Genomic DNA, 15,445 nt, shown 5'->3' on the forward strand with positions numbered 1-15,445 from the left:
GCGGTCATTCGCCTCCGCATCACCGAAATAGGTGAACTGTTGACCTGTTTGCCCCGAAAATAATGCCGGAGACTTTACTCTTCGTTACGATTCATTTACTCAGAGTTGAGGTACCCGTTCGGCCCCGGAGGAGACCGGATGACCCTCTGCACCCCTGCCCGCACCACCAACCGCCCCCGCGTCCAGCGGCCCCACAGCCCACCCGGCGGCGGCCGCTTCCGCCCCGCCGGCGCGGACGTCTCCGCGTCGATCGCCGTCTTCCTGATCGCCCTGCCGCTCTCGCTGGGCATCGCCCTCGCCACCGGAGCCCCGCTCCAGGCCGGACTGGTCGCCGCCGCCGTCGGCGGCCTGGTGGCCGGCCGCCTCGGCGGCTCCCCGCTCCAGGTGAGCGGACCCGCCGCCGGCCTCACCGTCGTCACCGCCGAGCTGATCCAGCGGTACGGCTGGCGCACCACCTGCGCCATCACGGTCCTCGCCGGACTCGCCCAACTCGCCCTGTCCGCGCTGCGGGTGGCCCGCTCGGCGCTCATGGTCTCGCCCGCCATCGTGCACGGCATGGTGGCCGGCATCGGCGTCACCATCGCCCTGGCCCAGCTCCACATCGTCCTCGGCGGGACCCCGCAGAGCTCCGCCGTGGCCAACGTCCTCGGTCTGCCCGCCCAGTTGGCGGACGCCGGGCTCGCCTCGCTGGTCATCAGCGGGCTGACCGTCGCCGTACTGCTCGGCTGGCCCCGACTGCCGGGACGCGCGGGCGCGTGGGCGCGCAAGGCCCCCGCCGCGCTGGTCGGTGTCGGCGGCGCGACCCTGCTCGCGGTGGCCGCCGGGATCGGCGTGCCCCGCGTCGACCTCCCGTCCTGGAGCAGCCACGCGCTGCCGGGGCTGCCCGACGGGCCGGTGCTCGGCATCGCCGCCGGCGTCCTCACCATCACCCTGGTCACCAGCGTGCAGTCGCTGCTCTCGGCCGTCGCCGTCGACAAGCTCGTCGCCGCCCGCCCCGACCGGGGCCGGGGCGTCCCGCGCGCCGCCCTCGACCGCGAACTGGCCGGGCAGGGTGCGGCCAACATGGTGTCCGGGGCGCTCGGCGGCCTCCCGGTCGCCGGGGTCGCGGTCCGCAGCGTCGCCAACGTCTCGGCGGGCGCGGTCAGCCGCGCCTCGACCATGCTGCACGGGCTGTGGATCGTGCTGGCCGCGCTGCTGCTGGTGCCCGCCATCGACCTGATCCCGCTCGCCGCGCTCGCCGCGCTCGTCATGGTCGTCGGCATCCAGATGGTGAGCATCACCCACATCCGCACGGTCACCCGTCACCGCGAGGTCGTGGTGTACGCCGTGACCGTGACCGGGGTCGTCCTGGTCGGCGTCCTGGAGGGCGTCGCCCTCGGTATCGCCGTCGCGGTCGCGGTCGCGATGCAGCGGCTGGCCAGGACCCGGATCACCCGGGAGGACCGCGAGGGGCGCCAGCTGCTGCGCGTGCGCGGTCAGTTGACCTTCCTCGCGGTGCCGAGGCTGAGCCGGGCGCTGCACCAGATCCCCGCGGGCTCGGCGGTGACGGTGGTGCTGGACGGCTCCTTCATGGACCACGCCGCGTACGAGACGCTGAGCGACTGGACGGCCGGCCACCTGGCACACGGCGGCACGGTCGAGATGCGGGGCCCGACCGGAGGCCGTATCACCGGCTCCCCCGGCACCCGCGTCCCCGGGGCGGACCCCCTGGCCGATCCGGCGGCCGATTCCCCGTCCGCCCCCGGTACGGGCTCCGCGCCGGACCCGAAGACGCACTCCAAGCCGCTCGCCGGACCGCTCTCCGCGCAGGAGGCTCCCGCCCACGCCTCACCGCACGCCTGCTGCCGCCCCTGGACCCCGTGGCACAACCACCAGTGCGCCGAGCGGCCCGTACCGCCGCCCGAGCCCGCCGCCGAGGAGGAGCCGGCGCGGCCGACGGGCCACCAGCTGGCGCACGGCATCGGCAAGTTCCAGCGGAACACCGCGCCCCTGGTCCGGGACGAGCTGGCCCGGCTGGCGCGGGAGGGCCAGAGCCCCTCGCAGCTCTTCCTCACCTGCGCCGACTCACGGCTTGTCACCAGCATGATCACCTCCAGCGGCCCGGGCGACCTCTTCACCGTGCGCAACGTCGGCAATCTGGTCCCGCTGCCCGGCGAGGAGAGCCGCGACGACTCGGTGGCGGCGGCGATCGAGTACGCGGTGGAGGTGCTGCGGGTCCAGTCGATCACCGTCTGCGGGCACTCCGGCTGCGGCGCCATGCAGGCCCTGCTCGGCGCCGGTCCCGACGAGCCGACGACCCCGTTGCGCCGCTGGCTGCGGCACGGCCGGCCGAGCCTGGAGCGGATGGCGAGCCGCCGCCACGCGTGGGCGCGGATCTCGGGGCGGCTGCCGGCGGACGCGGTGGAGCAGCTCTGCCTCACCAACGTCGTGCAGCAGCTGGAGCACCTGCGGGCGTACGAGTCGGTGGCACGGCGGCTCGCGGACGGCAGCCTCACCCTGCACGGGATGTACTTCCACGTGGGCGAGGCACAGGCGTACCTGCTCTCCGGGGACGAGGTGCGCGGCTACGACGACGTCTTCGACAGCGTCCCTCCGGCGGTCCTCGCGGCCCGGGCCTCCTGACGGCCGGGCCCCGGCCTCCGGCGGTCCTCGCCGCCCCGGCCTCCTGGCGGCCGGCCTCCGGCGGTCCTCCGGCCTGGGCTCCCTGACGGCCGGGCCTCGGCCTCCGGCGCCGTCCCGCCCCGCGGGGGCGGGGATCCCGCGCGTCCTGAACCTTCCGCGGCGCCCGTCCGTGAGACTGTGTGGCCCCTTCTCCCTCCGCTCGGGACGAAGGGGCCACCGTCCGTCAAGACACTCACAGGTCTAAACCAATTCCCCGGAGACTCTTGTCACCCGGGGCATTGGGCTGATGAGGTATGACGCGGGACACATACGCACAGAGGACGCCCTGGGAAAGGGAGATGTCGTGAGCAACGAGAGCCTGGCCAATCTGCTCCGGGAAGAGCGCCGCTTCGCGCCGCCCGCCGAGCTGGCCGCGCACGCCAACGTGACGGCGGAGGCGTACGAGCAGGCCGAGGCGGACAGGCTGGGCTTCTGGGCCGAGCAGGCCAAGCGGCTGAGCTGGGCGGCCGAGCCGACCGAGACCCTCGACTGGTCGAACCCGCCGTTCGCCAAGTGGTTCGCCGACGGCGAGCTCAACGTGGCGTACAACTGCGTCGACCGGCACGTCGAGGCCGGCCACGGCGACCGGGTCGCCATCCACTTCGAGGGTGAGCCGGGCGACAGCCGGGCGATCACCTACGCCGAGCTCAAGGACGAGGTCTCCAAGGCCGCCAACGCCCTGACCGAGCTGGGCGTGCGCAAGGGCGACCGGGTCGCCGTCTACCTGCCGATGATCCCCGAGGCCGCGATCACGATGCTGGCCTGCGCCCGCGTCGGCGCCGCCCACTCGGTCGTCTTCGGCGGCTTCTCCGCCGACGCGGTGGCCTCGCGCATCCAGGACGCCGACGCCAAGGTGGTCGTGACCGCCGACGGCGGCTACCGCCGCGGCAAGCCGTCCGCCCTCAAGCCCGCCATCGACGAGGCCGTCGCCAAGTGCCCGACGGTCGAGCACGTCCTGGTGGTCCGCCGCACCGGCCAGGACACCGCCTTCGCCGAGGGCCGCGACGTGTGGTGGCACGAGCTCGTCGAGCGCCAGTCCGCCGAGCACACCCCCGAGGCGTTCCCGGCCGAGCAGCCGCTCTTCATCCTGTACACCTCGGGCACGACGGGGAAGCCGAAGGGCATCCTGCACACCTCCGGCGGCTACCTCACCCAGGCCGCGTACACCCACCACGCCGTCTTCGACCTCAAGCCGGAGACCGACGTCTACTGGTGCACCGCCGACATCGGCTGGGTCACCGGCCACTCGTACATCGTCTACGGCCCGCTGGCCAACGGCGCCACGCAGGTCATGTACGAGGGCACCCCGGACACCCCGCACCAGGGCCGGGTCTTCGAGATCGTGCAGAAGTACGGCGTCACCATCCTCTACACGGCGCCGACGCTCATCCGCACGTTCATGAAGTGGGGCGACGACATCCCCGCCAAGTTCGACCTGACCAGCCTGCGCGCGCTGGGCTCGGTCGGCGAGCCGATCAACCCCGAGGCGTGGGTCTGGTACCGCAAGCACATCGGCGCGGACAAGTGCCCCATCGTGGACACCTGGTGGCAGACCGAGACCGGCGCCATGATGATCAGCCCACTCCCCGGCGTCACCGAGACCAAGCCGGGCTCCGCCCAGCGCCCGCTGCCCGGCATCTCCGCCACCGTCGTCGACGACGAGGCCCGCGAGGTGCCGAACGGCGGCGGCGGCTACCTGGTGCTCACCGAGCCGTGGCCGTCGATGCTCCGCACCATCTGGGGCGACGACCAGCGCTTCATCGACACCTACTGGTCCCGCTTCGAGGGCAAGTACTTCGCCGGCGACGGCGCCAAGAAGGACGACGACGGCGACATCTGGCTGCTCGGCCGCGTCGACGACGTCATGCTCGTCTCCGGCCACAACATCTCGACCACCGAGGTCGAGTCGGCGCTCGTCTCCCACCCGTCGGTGGCCGAAGCGGCCGTCGTCGGCGCCGCCGACGAGACCACCGGCCAGGCGATCGTCGCCTTCGTCATCCTGCGCGGCACCGCCAGCCAGGACGACACCCTCGTCGCCGAGCTGCGCAACCACGTGGGCGCCACCCTCGGCCCGATCGCCAAGCCGAAGCGGATCCTCCCGGTGGCCGAGCTGCCGAAGACCCGCTCCGGCAAGATCATGCGCCGGCTGCTGCGCGACGTGGCGGAGAACCGCCAGGTGGGCGACGTCACCACGCTGGCCGACTCGTCCGTGATGTCGCTCATCCAGACGCAGCTGCCCGCCGCGTCCAGCGAGGACTGACAGCACCGTTCGGCACGGAAGGGCCCGCCCCGAGGACCCGGGGCGGGCCTTTCCGCGTCCTCGTTCCGGCGCGACGAGAGGCCCATATCTCCCTAAAGTGACCCTCACCGGACACGTCCTCGCACACCTCGGGCTCGTTAGGTAAAGTAAAGACCGCGTCAGGAACGCGACAGAAAGACCTAGGTGCGCCGGGAAGTCTGGTCGGCATGTGCTCTGTGCTGCCCACCCGACCGGAGGCTCCCCCGTGTCCACCGACCGCAAGTTCCTCGGCCGGCTCTCCCTCCCGGAGCGCCGCTTCCTCACCGATGCCTTGCGCACCGAGACGGTCGGCGGTGTCCTCCTGCTCCTCGCGGCCGTCGCCGCGCTCGTCTGGGCCAATGTCGCCCATGACAGCTACGAGTCGGTCTCCGACTTCCACATAGGCCCCGCCGCCCTCGGCCTCGACCTCTCCGTCGCGCACTGGGCGGCCGACGGCCTCCTGGCGATCTTCTTCTTCGTCGCCGGCATCGAGCTCAAGCGCGAACTGGTGGCCGGCGACCTGCGCGATCCCAAGGCGGCCGCACTCCCCGTCATCGCGGCGATCTGCGGCATGGCCGTCCCGGCCCTCGTCTACGTCCTGGTCAACGCCGTCGGCGGCGGCTCCATGGACGGCTGGGCCGTGCCCACCGCCACCGACATCGCCTTCGCGCTCGCCGTCCTCGCCGTCATCGGCACCTCGCTGCCCTCGGCCCTCCGCGCCTTCCTCCTCACCCTCGCCGTCGTCGACGACCTCTTCGCGATCCTGATCATCGCGGTCTTCTTCACCAGCGACCTGAACTTCGCCGCCCTCGGCGGCGCCTTCGCCGGACTCGCCCTCTTCTGGTTCCTGCTCCGCAAGGGGGTCCGCGGCTGGTACGTGTACGTGCCGCTCGCCCTGGTCGTCTGGGGCCTGATGTACAACAGCGGCGTCCATGCCACCATCGCCGGCGTCGCCATGGGCCTGATGCTCCGCTGCACCACCCGCGAGGGCGAGGAACACTCCCCCGGCGAGCACATCGAGCACCTGGTCCGCCCGCTCTCCGCCGGCGTCGCCGTCCCCCTCTTCGCGCTCTTCTCGGCCGGCGTGTCCCTGTCCAGCGAGGCGCTCCGCGACGTCTTCACCCAGCCCGTCACCCTCGGCGTCGTCCTCGGCCTGGTCGTCGGCAAGGCCCTCGGCATCTTCGGCGGCACCTGGCTCGCCGCCCGCTTCACGCGGGCGGAGCTCAACCCCCAGCTGGCCTGGCCGGACGTCTTCGCGGTGGCCTCTCTCGCCGGGATCGGGTTCACCGTCTCCCTCCTCATCGGCGAACTCGCCTTCGAGGGGGACGAGGCCCTCACCGGCGAGGTGAAGGCCGCCGTCCTCATGGGCTCGCTCATCGCCGCCGCGTGCGCCACGCTCCTGCTCAAGCTGCGCGTCCGGAAGTACCAGCTCCTGGTCGCCGAGGAGGACCGGGACGAGGACCAGGACGGCATCCCGGACGTGTACGAGGAGGGCACGGAGGCGTACCACCTCCGGATGGCGGAGATCCTGGAGCGGAAGGCCGCGGAGCACCGCGAGCGCGCCCGACTGGCGGGGGCATCGCGCGACGGGGCCGACCGTCCGGCATGATCTGAGTCGGACCGGCAAAGAGACTCGGACCGGACAAGAGGAGAGGGAGAGCGATGAGCGACCCGTTCGACGGAACCGAGCGCAGTCTCGGCCAGCTGGTCGCCTCGGCGACCGCCGAGATGTCCGCACTGGTGCACGACGAGATCGCCCTGGCCAAGGCCGAGCTCCGGCAGGACGTCAAGCGCGGCGCGATCGGCAGCGGCGCGGCCATCGCCGCCGCCGTGGTGCTGCTGTTCTCGCTGCCGATGCTGAGCTTCGCGCTCGCGTACGGCATCCAGGCCTGGACCGGTGGCCACAATGGGGAAGGCGGCTGGAACCTCGGCTGGTGCTTCCTGCTGTCCTTCGCCTTCAACGTGATCGTCGCGGTCCTGCTCGGGCTGATCGCCCGGGCACAGCTCAAGAAGGTCAAGCCGCCGGAGAAGTCCATCTCCTCCGCCAAGCAGACGGCGGCGGTCATGCAGAACGTGAAGCCGCACCCCCGTCCGGAGGGTGTCCCCGCCGCCGAGGTGACGATGGCGAAGGCCAAGACTGTGGCACGCTCGTCCGTATGACCCTCCCCGAGAGCAGCACCCCCGGCGGCGGGCCCGTACGCCTCGACGGTCCGTGGACCCACCGTGACGTCGCGGCCAACGGCGCCCGTTTCCACATCGCCGAGATGGGCGACGGCCCCCTGGTGCTGCTGCTGCACGGCTTCCCGCAGTTCTGGTGGACCTGGCGCCACCAGCTGCCGGCGCTCGCCGAGGCCGGCTTCCGGGCGGTCGCGATGGACCTGCGCGGGGTCGGCGGCAGCGACCGCACGCCCCGGGGTTACGACCCCGCCAACCTCGCCCTCGACATCACCGGCGTGGTCCGCTCGCTCGGCGAGCCGGACGCCGCCCTCGTCGGCCACGACCTGGGCGGCTACCTGGCGTGGACGGCCGCGGTCATGCGTCCCAAGCTGGTCCGCCGGCTCGTGGTCTCCTCGATGCCGCACCCGCGCCGCTGGCGCTCGGCGATGCTCTCCGACTTCGCCCAGTCGCGGGCCGGCTCGCACGTCTGGGGCTTCCAGCGGCCGTGGCTGCCGGAGCGTCAGCTGGTCGCCGACGACGCCGAACTGGTGGGCCGTCTGATCCAGGAGTGGTCGGGCCCGCGCCCGGCCGACGAGGAGGCGGTCGAGGTGTACCGGCGGGCGATGCTCGTCCCCTCGACCGCGCACTGCTCGATCGAGCCGTACCGCTGGCTGGTCCGCTCGCTGGCCCGCCCCGACGGCATCCAGTTCAACCGGCGGATGAAGCGGCCGGTCCGGGTGCCGACGCTGCACCTGCACGGCTCGCTGGACCCCGTGATGCGCACCCGCAGCGCGGCCGGTTCGGGCGAGTACGTGGAGGCCCCGTACCGCTGGCGGCTCTTCGACGGCCTCGGGCACTTCCCGCACGAGGAGGACCCGGTCGCCTTCACGACGGAGCTCGTGAACTGGCTGAAGGACCCCGAGCCCGACCGCTGAGACCCGTACGGGTGCCCTCCGGCCCCTGCGGGGCCCTTCTCCCGCACGGGTTTGCGTCGAACGGCCATGTGCCTCGCGCATACTCCGATTGGCGGGCCCCGGAACGGTTACCGGGCCCGGACCCCGGGCAGACGTCCGGGTATGGGCTGGACGCACGACTACGGTGACACGGCACGCGACCGCCGCTCCGCCTCCGGGCCGGGCTCCCGCGAGCGGGGAGGCCCGCCGGACCAGGGCCGCGCTCCCGGTGGACAGGTCGGGATCTCACGCATCCTCAGGCGGCGGGCCCGCTGGGTCTCGGCCCGGCTCCGCCATCCACGCGACACTCCCTGACCCCGCCTCGGGTCAGAGGGCGCAGCCGTCGGTGTCCACCTGCCGGGTGGCGGTGCGGCCGAGCTCGATGTCCTCGCGGATCTCCTCGACCGTCAGCGCGTAGCCGGTGTCGGCGTCGTCGCGGGAGCGGGCGAAGATCACGCCCGAGACCGTGCCGTCCTCGGTGAGCAGCGGTCCGCCGGAGTTGCCCTGGCGGACCGTCGTGTACAGCGAGTAGACCTCCCTGCGCACCTGACCCCGGTGGTAGATGTCGGGGCCGTCGGCGCTGATCCGGCCGCGGACGCGGGCGGAGCGGACGTCGTACGAGCCGTTCTCGGGGAAGCCGGCGACGATGGCGTCGTCGCCGCTGCGGGCCTCCCGCTCGGTGAAGCGGAGCGGGGTGGCGTCGAGGTCCGGCACGTCGAGGACGGCGATATCGCGGGCCCAGTCGTAGAGCACGACCTTGGCGTCGTACAGGCGTCCCTCGCCGCCGATCTGCACGGTGGGCTCGTCGACCCCGCCGACCACGTGCGCGTTGGTCATCACCCGGCGGTCGGAGAAGACGAAGCCGGTGCCCTCCAGGACCTTGCCGCAGCTCGGGGCCGTACCCACGACCTTGACGATGGAGCGCTGGGCGAGGGTCGCGACGGGGCTGCCGGCGAGCGCCGGGTCCGGGGGGAGCACCTCGGTGATCGGCTCGTTGGCGAAGGGGCCGAAGACCTGGGGGAAGCCGCTGCGGGCCAGGGTGGAGCTGAAGTCGGCGAACCAGACGCTGACCTGATCGGGCATCACCCGGGAGACGCCCTGGAGCACCTTGGAGCCGCGCACCTCCTTGCCCAGGGTGGGCAGCGAGGTGCCGGCCAGTGCCGAGCCGATGAGCCAGGCGACGAGCAGCATGGCGACGACGTTGACCAGCGCGCCGCCGGTGGCGTCGAGGGCGCGGGCCGGGGACCAGGTGATGTGGCGGCGGAGCTTGTTCCCGAGGTGGGTCGTGAACGCCTGGCCGACGGAGGCGCTGACGATGACCGCCATCACGAAGATCACGGTGACGGTGGTGGTGACCTCGCTCTGCTCGGTGAGCTGGTCCCACAGGATCGGCAGCAGCCACATGGCGGCGAGCCCGCCGCCGAGGAAGCCGATCACCGAGAGGATGCCGACCACGAAGCCCTGGCGGTAGCCGATGATCGCGAACCACACGGCCGCGAGCAGCAGCAGGATGTCCAGCACGTTCACGGTCGTCAGCCTCGCAGTGTCGGTTCCGGTCGCCGCTTCTTCTCCGGTCGCCCGGGGGCCCAGCCTGTCATGACCGCCAGTCGAGCGGGACCTTACGGGAGGTGTCCCAGGGCAGCTCCCAGCCGGCGAAGTGGAGGAGCCGGTCGATCACTCCCGCGGTGAAACCCCAGACCAGGGCGGACGCAACGAGGAAGGCGGGGCCCGCGTGGCCGGCCGGGTGGACGGCGGTGGCGCGGTTGGCCGGATCCGTGAGATCCGCCACGGGCACCGTGAAGACGCGGGCGGTCTCGGCGGGGTCCACGACCCCGACCGGGCTGGGCTCGCGCCACCAGCCGAGGACGGGGGTGACGACGAAGCCGCTGACCGGGATGTAGAGCCGGGGCAGGACGCCGAAGAGCTGGACGCCGGCCGGGTCGAGGCCGGTCTCCTCCCGGGCCTCGCGCAGGGCGGCCCGCAGCAGTCCGCCGTCGTCCGGGGCGCCGTCCTCGGGGTCGAGGGCGCCGCCGGGGAAGGAGGGCTGTCCGGCGTGCGAACGGAGGCTGCCGGCCCGCTCCATGAGGAGCAGCTCGGGGCCGCGCTCGCCGTCGCCGAAGAGCACGAGCACGGCGGACTGGCGGCCGGCGCCGCTCGCGGGCGGCAGGAACCGGCTCAGCTGCTCGGGCGCGACCGTGCGCGCGGCCCGGTCGACCGGCGCGAGCCAGTCGGGCAGTCCGTCCCGGTCCAGCAGGCCGCCGGTGCCGGGGCCGTAGATCTCTTCGTCCGTGCGCGTCATGGGCACCCCCGTGTCGTCCAACGCCGTCGCCGTGCCCCTTCGTTCCCGAGTTCTCCGCACGTGCCGGAGGCCCCTGCCGTGCTCATTCGGCCCCGGAGGGCCGCTGGACGGCGCCCGGGGCCACGCCGGGCGCGGGCGGGGCGGGGCGGCCGGGGTAGTCGGCGGGCGGGTTGAGCCGCTGGCCGGGGTAGCCGCCCTTCTCGTACTTGAGCAGCTTCGCGGCCTTCTCCGGGTCCGTCTCGCCCTCGCCGTAGGCGGGGCAGAGGGCGGTGATGGGGCAGGCGCCGCAGGCGGGCTTGCGGGCGTGGCAGATGCGGCGGCCGTGGAAGATCACCCGGTGGGAGAGCATCGTCCAGTCGCTCTTCGGGAAGATCTCGGCGACCTCGGCCTCGATCTTGACCGGGTCGTCGGACGCGGTCCACCGCCAGCGGCGGGCGAGCCGCATGAAGTGGGTGTCGACGGTGATGCCGGGGACGCCGAAGGCGTTGCCGAGGACGACGAAGGCGGTCTTGCGGCCGACGCCGGGGAGCTTGACCAGGTCCTCCAGGCGCCCGGGGACCTCTCCGTCGAAGTCGTCCCTCAGGGCGGCGGCCAGGCCCATGATCGACTTGGTCTTGGCGCGGAAGAAGCCGGTCGGGCGGATCAGCTCCTCGACCTCCTCGGGGACGGCGGCGGCCAGGTCCTCGGGGGTCGGGTACTGGGCGAAGAGCGCGGGGGTCGTCTGGTTCACCCGCAGGTCGGTGGTCTGCGCGGAGAGGACGGTGGCGACCAGCAGCTCGAAGGGGTTGCGGAAGTCGAGCTCCGGATGGGCGTACGGGAACACCTCCGCGAGTTCCCGGTTGATCCTGCGGGCGCGCCGGACCATGGCGAGCCGCGACTCGGGCTTGGCGGCGGGCCTCGCGGTCGGGGCGGAGGCGGAGGCGGGGGCGGAGGCGGGCGCGGAGGCTTTCGCGGCCTTGACCGTCTTCGCCGCTCGGGCGGGTGCGGCCTTCTTCGGCGCCGCCTTCTTCGCGGCTGTCTTCTTCGCGGCCGTCTTCGTCGCGGCAGCCTGCTTCACCGCGGCCTTCTTCGGGGCCGTTTTTCTCGGGGGCGAATCACCCCGATTCGCACCTTTCGACCGCTTCGACACGCCGTGTTCGCCCACGGCGGAATTACCTTCGGCCGACACTCTTCCAGCCCCCTTGGCCTGCGTTCTCACCGGCGAGTTGGACACCCGGCCAGCCTAGGGGGCGGGGCCGACATCCGCCCCGCCCGCCGCCGATCGGCCCCCGATCGGGCCCCTGACGTTCGGCAATGGCGTCCGGTGCGTCAAACTTGTTGTGATTGATCGCACTGTTTGGCACGTCCGGCATCATGGGAGCCAGGTCCCGTGAGCAGGTCGACAGTAGGAGTGAACTCGTGGACGACGTTCTGCGGCGCGCCCCGCTCTTCGCGGCGCTCGATGACGAGCAGGCCGCCGAGCTGCGCGCCTCGATGGGTGAGGTGACGCTCGCCCGTGGCGACGCGCTCTTCCACGAGGGCGACCCCGGCGACCGCCTGTACGTGGTCACCGAGGGCAAGGTGAAGCTGCACCGCACCTCCCCCGACGGGCGGGAGAACATGCTGGCCGTCCTCGGCCCCGGCGAGCTCATCGGCGAGCTGTCCCTCTTCGACCCGGGCCCGCGCACCGCGACCGCGACCGCGCTGACCGAGGTCAAGCTGCTCGGCCTCGGCCACGGCGACCTCCAGCCCTGGCTGAACGCCCGCCCCGAGGTGGCCGGCGCCCTGCTGCGGGCCGTCGCCCGCCGGCTGCGCAAGACCAACGACCAGATGTCCGACCTGGTCTTCTCCGACGTGCCGGGCCGGGTCGCCCGCGCCCTCCTCGACCTGTCGCGCCGCTTCGGCGTGCAGTCGGAGGAGGGCATCCACGTCGTCCACGACCTCACCCAGGAGGAGCTGGCCCAGCTGGTCGGTGCCTCCCGCGAGACCGTGAACAAGGCGCTCGCCGACTTCGCCCAGCGCGGCTGGCTGCGCCTGGAGGCCCGCGCCGTCATCCTGCTGGACGTGGAGCGCCTCGCGAAGCGCTCGCGCTGACCACGCGCGCGTACGCACGGAGAAGCGCGTACGCACGGAGAAGGGGGCCGCCCGGTCGAACCGGGCGGCCCCCTTCCGTACGGGCAGCGTCAGCGCTTGGAGCCGTCCACGATGACCGGGGTCGAGCCGCCGCCGGAGGCGCAGGGGACCGCGTAGACCGGGTTCTTGGCCGCCGCCTCCTTGAAGGCGTCGATGCACTGGTTCGCCAGGACCTTGTCGCTCAGCGAGTCGTTGAGGATCTTGTTGGCGCGGGCGATGCCCTCCGCCTCGATCCGGCGGCGGTCCGCGTCGGCCTTGGCCGTACGAGCCGCCTCAAGGGCCCGCTCGGTGGCCTGCTGCTGCTGGATCTTGCGGTCGATCTGGCCCTGGAGCGCGTCCGAGGGCTTCACGTTGCGCAGGTTGACCGTGGTGACGACGATGCCGCGCGGCTCCAGGCGCTCCGTGATGAGCCGGGCGATCTCGGCGTTGATCTTCTCGCGGTCGGAGGCGTAGCCCTGCTCGCTGCTGTAGCGGGCGAAGACGTTCCGGACGATCTCGCGGCTGTCCGGGTAGACCAGCCGCTGCTGGATGGCGTCCTCGCTGCCCGCGAGCTTGTACAGCTCGACGGCCTTCGACGGGACCACGGCCCACTTCACCGTGACCTCGGCGTACATGACGCCGCCCTGCGAGGAGCGGACCTCGACCACGTCCTTGTCGGAGAGGTTGAGGTCGACCGGGCGAGTGGAGAAGGTCGTGACGTCGGTGAACGGCGACTTCACGTGCATGCCGGAGGTCATCGGCGTCCCGACCTTGCCGAAGGCGACCGGCACGCCGACCTCGTACGCGCTGATCACGTACGTCATGCTCACGATCAGCGAGAAGACGCCGGTCACCAGAGCGCCGGCGGCGCCCAGCTTCCAGCCGGTCGAGTCCTGCGACCGGCCGACGAACCAGAGCACCACCGCGGCGATGACCAGCAGGATGGCTATGACGAACATGGGCATTCCCCCCGAGAGCTACGGCCTGATGTAAGCGGAGCGTAAGACATCAGGGGAAGCTCTCGGGTTCCCGGGGTGGCCCGGTCACTTCGGGAAGCTCCGGGCACCCGGGGGGGTCGCTCGGGATCCCAGGGCGGCCGGCCCGGTCACTTCGGAGAGCCCCGGGGCGCCCGGGGCTCTCCCATCGCCAGCCGGTCAGCTCCGGCCGTGCTCCCTCAGGTACTCCAGCTGCGCCCGTACGGAGAGCTCCGCCGCCGGCCAGAGCGAGCGGTGCACGTCCGCGTAGACGTGCGCGACGACCTCCGGGGCCGTCCGGCGGCCCGCCTCGACCGCCGCCTCCACCTGGGCCAGCCGGCCGGCCCGGTGGGCCAGGTAGAAGTCCACGGCCCCCTGGGCGTCCTCCAGGACCGGCCCGTGGCCCGGCAGCACCGTGTGCACGCCGTCGTCCACGGTGAGCGAGCGCAGCCGCCGCAGCGAGTCCAGGTAGTCGCCCAGCCTCCCGTCCGGGTGCGCCACCATCGTCGTGCCCCGCCCGAGGATCGTGTCGCCGGTCAGCACCGCGCGGTCGGCGGGCAGGTGGAAGGAGAGCGAGTCGGAGGTGTGGCCGGGTGTCGGCACCACCCGCAGCTCCAGTCCGCCGACGGTGATCGTCTCGCCCTCCCCCAGGCCCTCGTCGCCGAGGCGGAGCGCCGGGTCGAGCGCGCGGACGGACGTGCCCGTCAGCTCGGCGAAGCGTCCCGCGCCCTCGGCGTGGTCCGGGTGCCCGTGGGTCAGCAGGGTCAGCGCGACCCGCTTGCCCAGCTTCTCCGCGGTGTCGATCACGTGCCGGAGGTGGCCCTCGTCGAGCGGGCCCGGGTCCACGACGACGGCCAGGTCCGAGTCCGGTTCGGAGAGCAGCCAGGTGTTGGTGCCGTCGAGGGTCATCGCGGACGGGTTGGGCGCGAGCACGTTCACGGCCCGCGCGGTCGCGGGCCCCGAGGTGACGAGCCCGCGCGGCTGGCCGGGCAGGGCGGCGGCGTCGGTCATGCGGTGCCTCCCCCGACCCGCTTGGTGAACTCGTCGTGGCCGGGCCAGGTCAGCACCACCTGATCACCCTCCACGCGCGCGTGGGCCAGCACCGGCGTCATGGACTGCTTCCCCGCCGCCGCCAGGGCCTCGGCGGCCGTGGCGCACGGCTGGAGGGAGCGCAGGGTGGCGATCGTCGGCGGCATCATCGTCAGCTCGCCCCGGTCGTAGCCGTCCGCGGCGTCGGCCGGGCGGGTCCAGACGGTCCGGTCGGCCTCCCCCGAGACGTCCCGGGTCCGCTGCCCGGCCGGGAGGACGGCCACGAAGAACCAGGTGTCGTAGCGGCGCTGCTCGAACTCGGGGGTGATCCAGCGGGCCCACGCGCCGAGCAGGTCGGAGCGGAGCGCGAGGCCGCGCCGGTCGAGGAAGTCCGCGAAGGACAGCTCGCGGGCGACCAGGGCCGCCCGGTCGCGCTCCCAGTCCTCGCCGGTGGTGTCACCGACGACGGTGTCCGGGGTCTCGCCGGCGAGCAGCACGCCCGCCTCCTCGAAGGTCTCCCGGACGGCCGCGCAGACCACGGCCTGGGCCTGCGCGGGGTCGTCGAGCCCCAGCCGCTCCGCCCACTCCTCCAGGGCCGGCCCGGCCCAGCGCACCGGCTGCTCGTCCCGCTGGTCGACGCCGCCGCCGGGGTAGGCGTACGCGCCGCCGGCGAAGGCCATGGAGGTGCGGCGGCGCAGCATGTGGACCTCGGGGCCCGCTGCCGCGTCCCGCAGCAGGAGCACGGTGGCGGCGCGCCGGGGCGTCACCGGCACCAGTTCACCGGCGGCGAGGGCGCGGATCCGGTCGGGCCATTCCGGCGGGTACCACTGACCATTCGACATGGGCGGATGCTATGCGCAACGAACGGAATGCACGAGAGCCGGGCGCCCCCCGGGGGGGGGGGCCGCGCTCGTGCGGCCGGGTCCGGGCAGGCCGCGGGCAGCGCGACCAGGACCACGACCGCGACGGGGGGGTCGCGCGGCCGGCCGGGGCCGCCCACCGC

Annotated in this window: 13 protein-coding genes; 7 read left to right on the forward strand and 6 right to left on the reverse strand. The window is 73.0% G+C overall.

Annotation, left to right across the window (positions count from 1 at the left end; all coding sequences use genetic code 11):
• Positions 1 to 138: 138 nt before the first annotated feature.
• From ACFYT9_RS31445 to ACFYT9_RS31470, 6 genes are all read left to right on the forward strand, one after another.
• Positions 139 to 2,622 carry a SulP family inorganic anion transporter gene (locus tag ACFYT9_RS31445; RefSeq protein ID WP_389169153.1) on the forward strand — a complete coding sequence of 828 codons (2,484 nt, stop codon included), beginning with the start codon at positions 139 to 141 and terminating at the stop codon, positions 2,620 to 2,622.
• Between the two features lie 286 nt (positions 2,623 to 2,908).
• Positions 2,909 to 4,921, forward strand: coding sequence for an acetate--CoA ligase (gene acs / locus ACFYT9_RS31450; RefSeq protein ID WP_389169155.1), 2,013 nt, complete (start codon positions 2,909 to 2,911; stop codon positions 4,919 to 4,921).
• Positions 4,922 to 5,165: 244 nt separating this feature from the next.
• Positions 5,166 to 6,548, forward strand: coding sequence for a Na+/H+ antiporter NhaA (nhaA, locus tag ACFYT9_RS31455; RefSeq protein WP_389169157.1), 1,383 nt, complete (start codon positions 5,166 to 5,168; stop codon positions 6,546 to 6,548).
• A 53-nt stretch (positions 6,549 to 6,601) separates the two neighbouring features.
• Entirely contained in the window at positions 6,602 to 7,099 is a 498-nt protein-coding gene (locus tag ACFYT9_RS31460; protein ID WP_389169158.1) for a phage holin family protein, read from the forward strand.
• Complete coding sequence (locus ACFYT9_RS31465; RefSeq protein ID WP_376603015.1) at positions 7,096 to 8,031, forward strand: alpha/beta fold hydrolase; 936 nt, start codon at positions 7,096 to 7,098, stop codon at positions 8,029 to 8,031. Before ACFYT9_RS31460 ends, ACFYT9_RS31465 begins: the two co-directional genes overlap by 4 nt.
• Positions 8,032 to 8,172: 141 nt before the next feature.
• Positions 8,173 to 8,364 carry a hypothetical protein gene (locus tag ACFYT9_RS31470; protein ID WP_376603016.1) on the forward strand — a complete coding sequence of 64 codons (192 nt, stop codon included), beginning with the start codon at positions 8,173 to 8,175 and terminating at the stop codon, positions 8,362 to 8,364.
• 12 nt (positions 8,365 to 8,376) lie between these two features.
• Here ACFYT9_RS31470 and ACFYT9_RS31475 read toward each other — a convergent pair whose 3' ends face one another.
• From ACFYT9_RS31475 to nth, 3 genes are all read right to left on the reverse strand, one after another.
• Positions 8,377 to 9,576: a MarP family serine protease gene (locus tag ACFYT9_RS31475; RefSeq protein WP_376603017.1), complete on the reverse strand. Its 1,200-nt coding sequence runs from the start codon at positions 9,574 to 9,576 to the stop codon at positions 8,377 to 8,379.
• 67 nt (positions 9,577 to 9,643) lie between these two features.
• Complete coding sequence (locus tag ACFYT9_RS31480) at positions 9,644 to 10,348, reverse strand: NUDIX hydrolase (protein ID WP_376603018.1); 705 nt, start codon at positions 10,346 to 10,348, stop codon at positions 9,644 to 9,646.
• A gap of 82 nt (positions 10,349 to 10,430) precedes the next feature.
• Positions 10,431 to 11,561: an endonuclease III gene (gene nth, locus ACFYT9_RS31485; RefSeq protein WP_389169161.1), complete on the reverse strand. Its 1,131-nt coding sequence runs from the start codon at positions 11,559 to 11,561 to the stop codon at positions 10,431 to 10,433.
• A 185-nt stretch (positions 11,562 to 11,746) separates the two neighbouring features.
• On the opposite strand from nth, the gene ACFYT9_RS31490 reads away from it, so the two are divergent.
• A complete protein-coding gene (locus ACFYT9_RS31490; protein ID WP_376603019.1) occupies positions 11,747 to 12,421 on the forward strand; it encodes a Crp/Fnr family transcriptional regulator in 675 nt (224 codons plus the stop codon).
• Between the two features lie 89 nt (positions 12,422 to 12,510).
• Here the strand turns inward: ACFYT9_RS31490 and ACFYT9_RS31495 are convergent, their stop codons facing one another.
• From ACFYT9_RS31495 to ACFYT9_RS31505, 3 genes are all read right to left on the reverse strand, one after another.
• Positions 12,511 to 13,398 (reverse strand): prohibitin family protein, encoded by an 888-nt coding sequence (locus tag ACFYT9_RS31495; RefSeq protein ID WP_387278274.1) that lies wholly within the window; start codon positions 13,396 to 13,398, stop codon positions 12,511 to 12,513.
• Between the two features lie 195 nt (positions 13,399 to 13,593).
• Positions 13,594 to 14,424 carry an MBL fold metallo-hydrolase gene (locus tag ACFYT9_RS31500; protein WP_389169164.1) on the reverse strand — a complete coding sequence of 277 codons (831 nt, stop codon included), beginning with the start codon at positions 14,422 to 14,424 and terminating at the stop codon, positions 13,594 to 13,596.
• Positions 14,421 to 15,284, reverse strand: coding sequence for an NUDIX hydrolase (locus tag ACFYT9_RS31505; protein ID WP_376605549.1), 864 nt, complete (start codon positions 15,282 to 15,284; stop codon positions 14,421 to 14,423). Before ACFYT9_RS31505 ends, ACFYT9_RS31500 begins: the two co-directional genes overlap by 4 nt.
• Positions 15,285 to 15,445 lie beyond the last annotated feature (161 nt).

The organism is Streptomyces sp. NPDC004435, assembly GCF_042873895.1.
Lineage (GTDB): Bacteria > Actinomycetota > Actinomycetes > Streptomycetales > Streptomycetaceae > Streptomyces.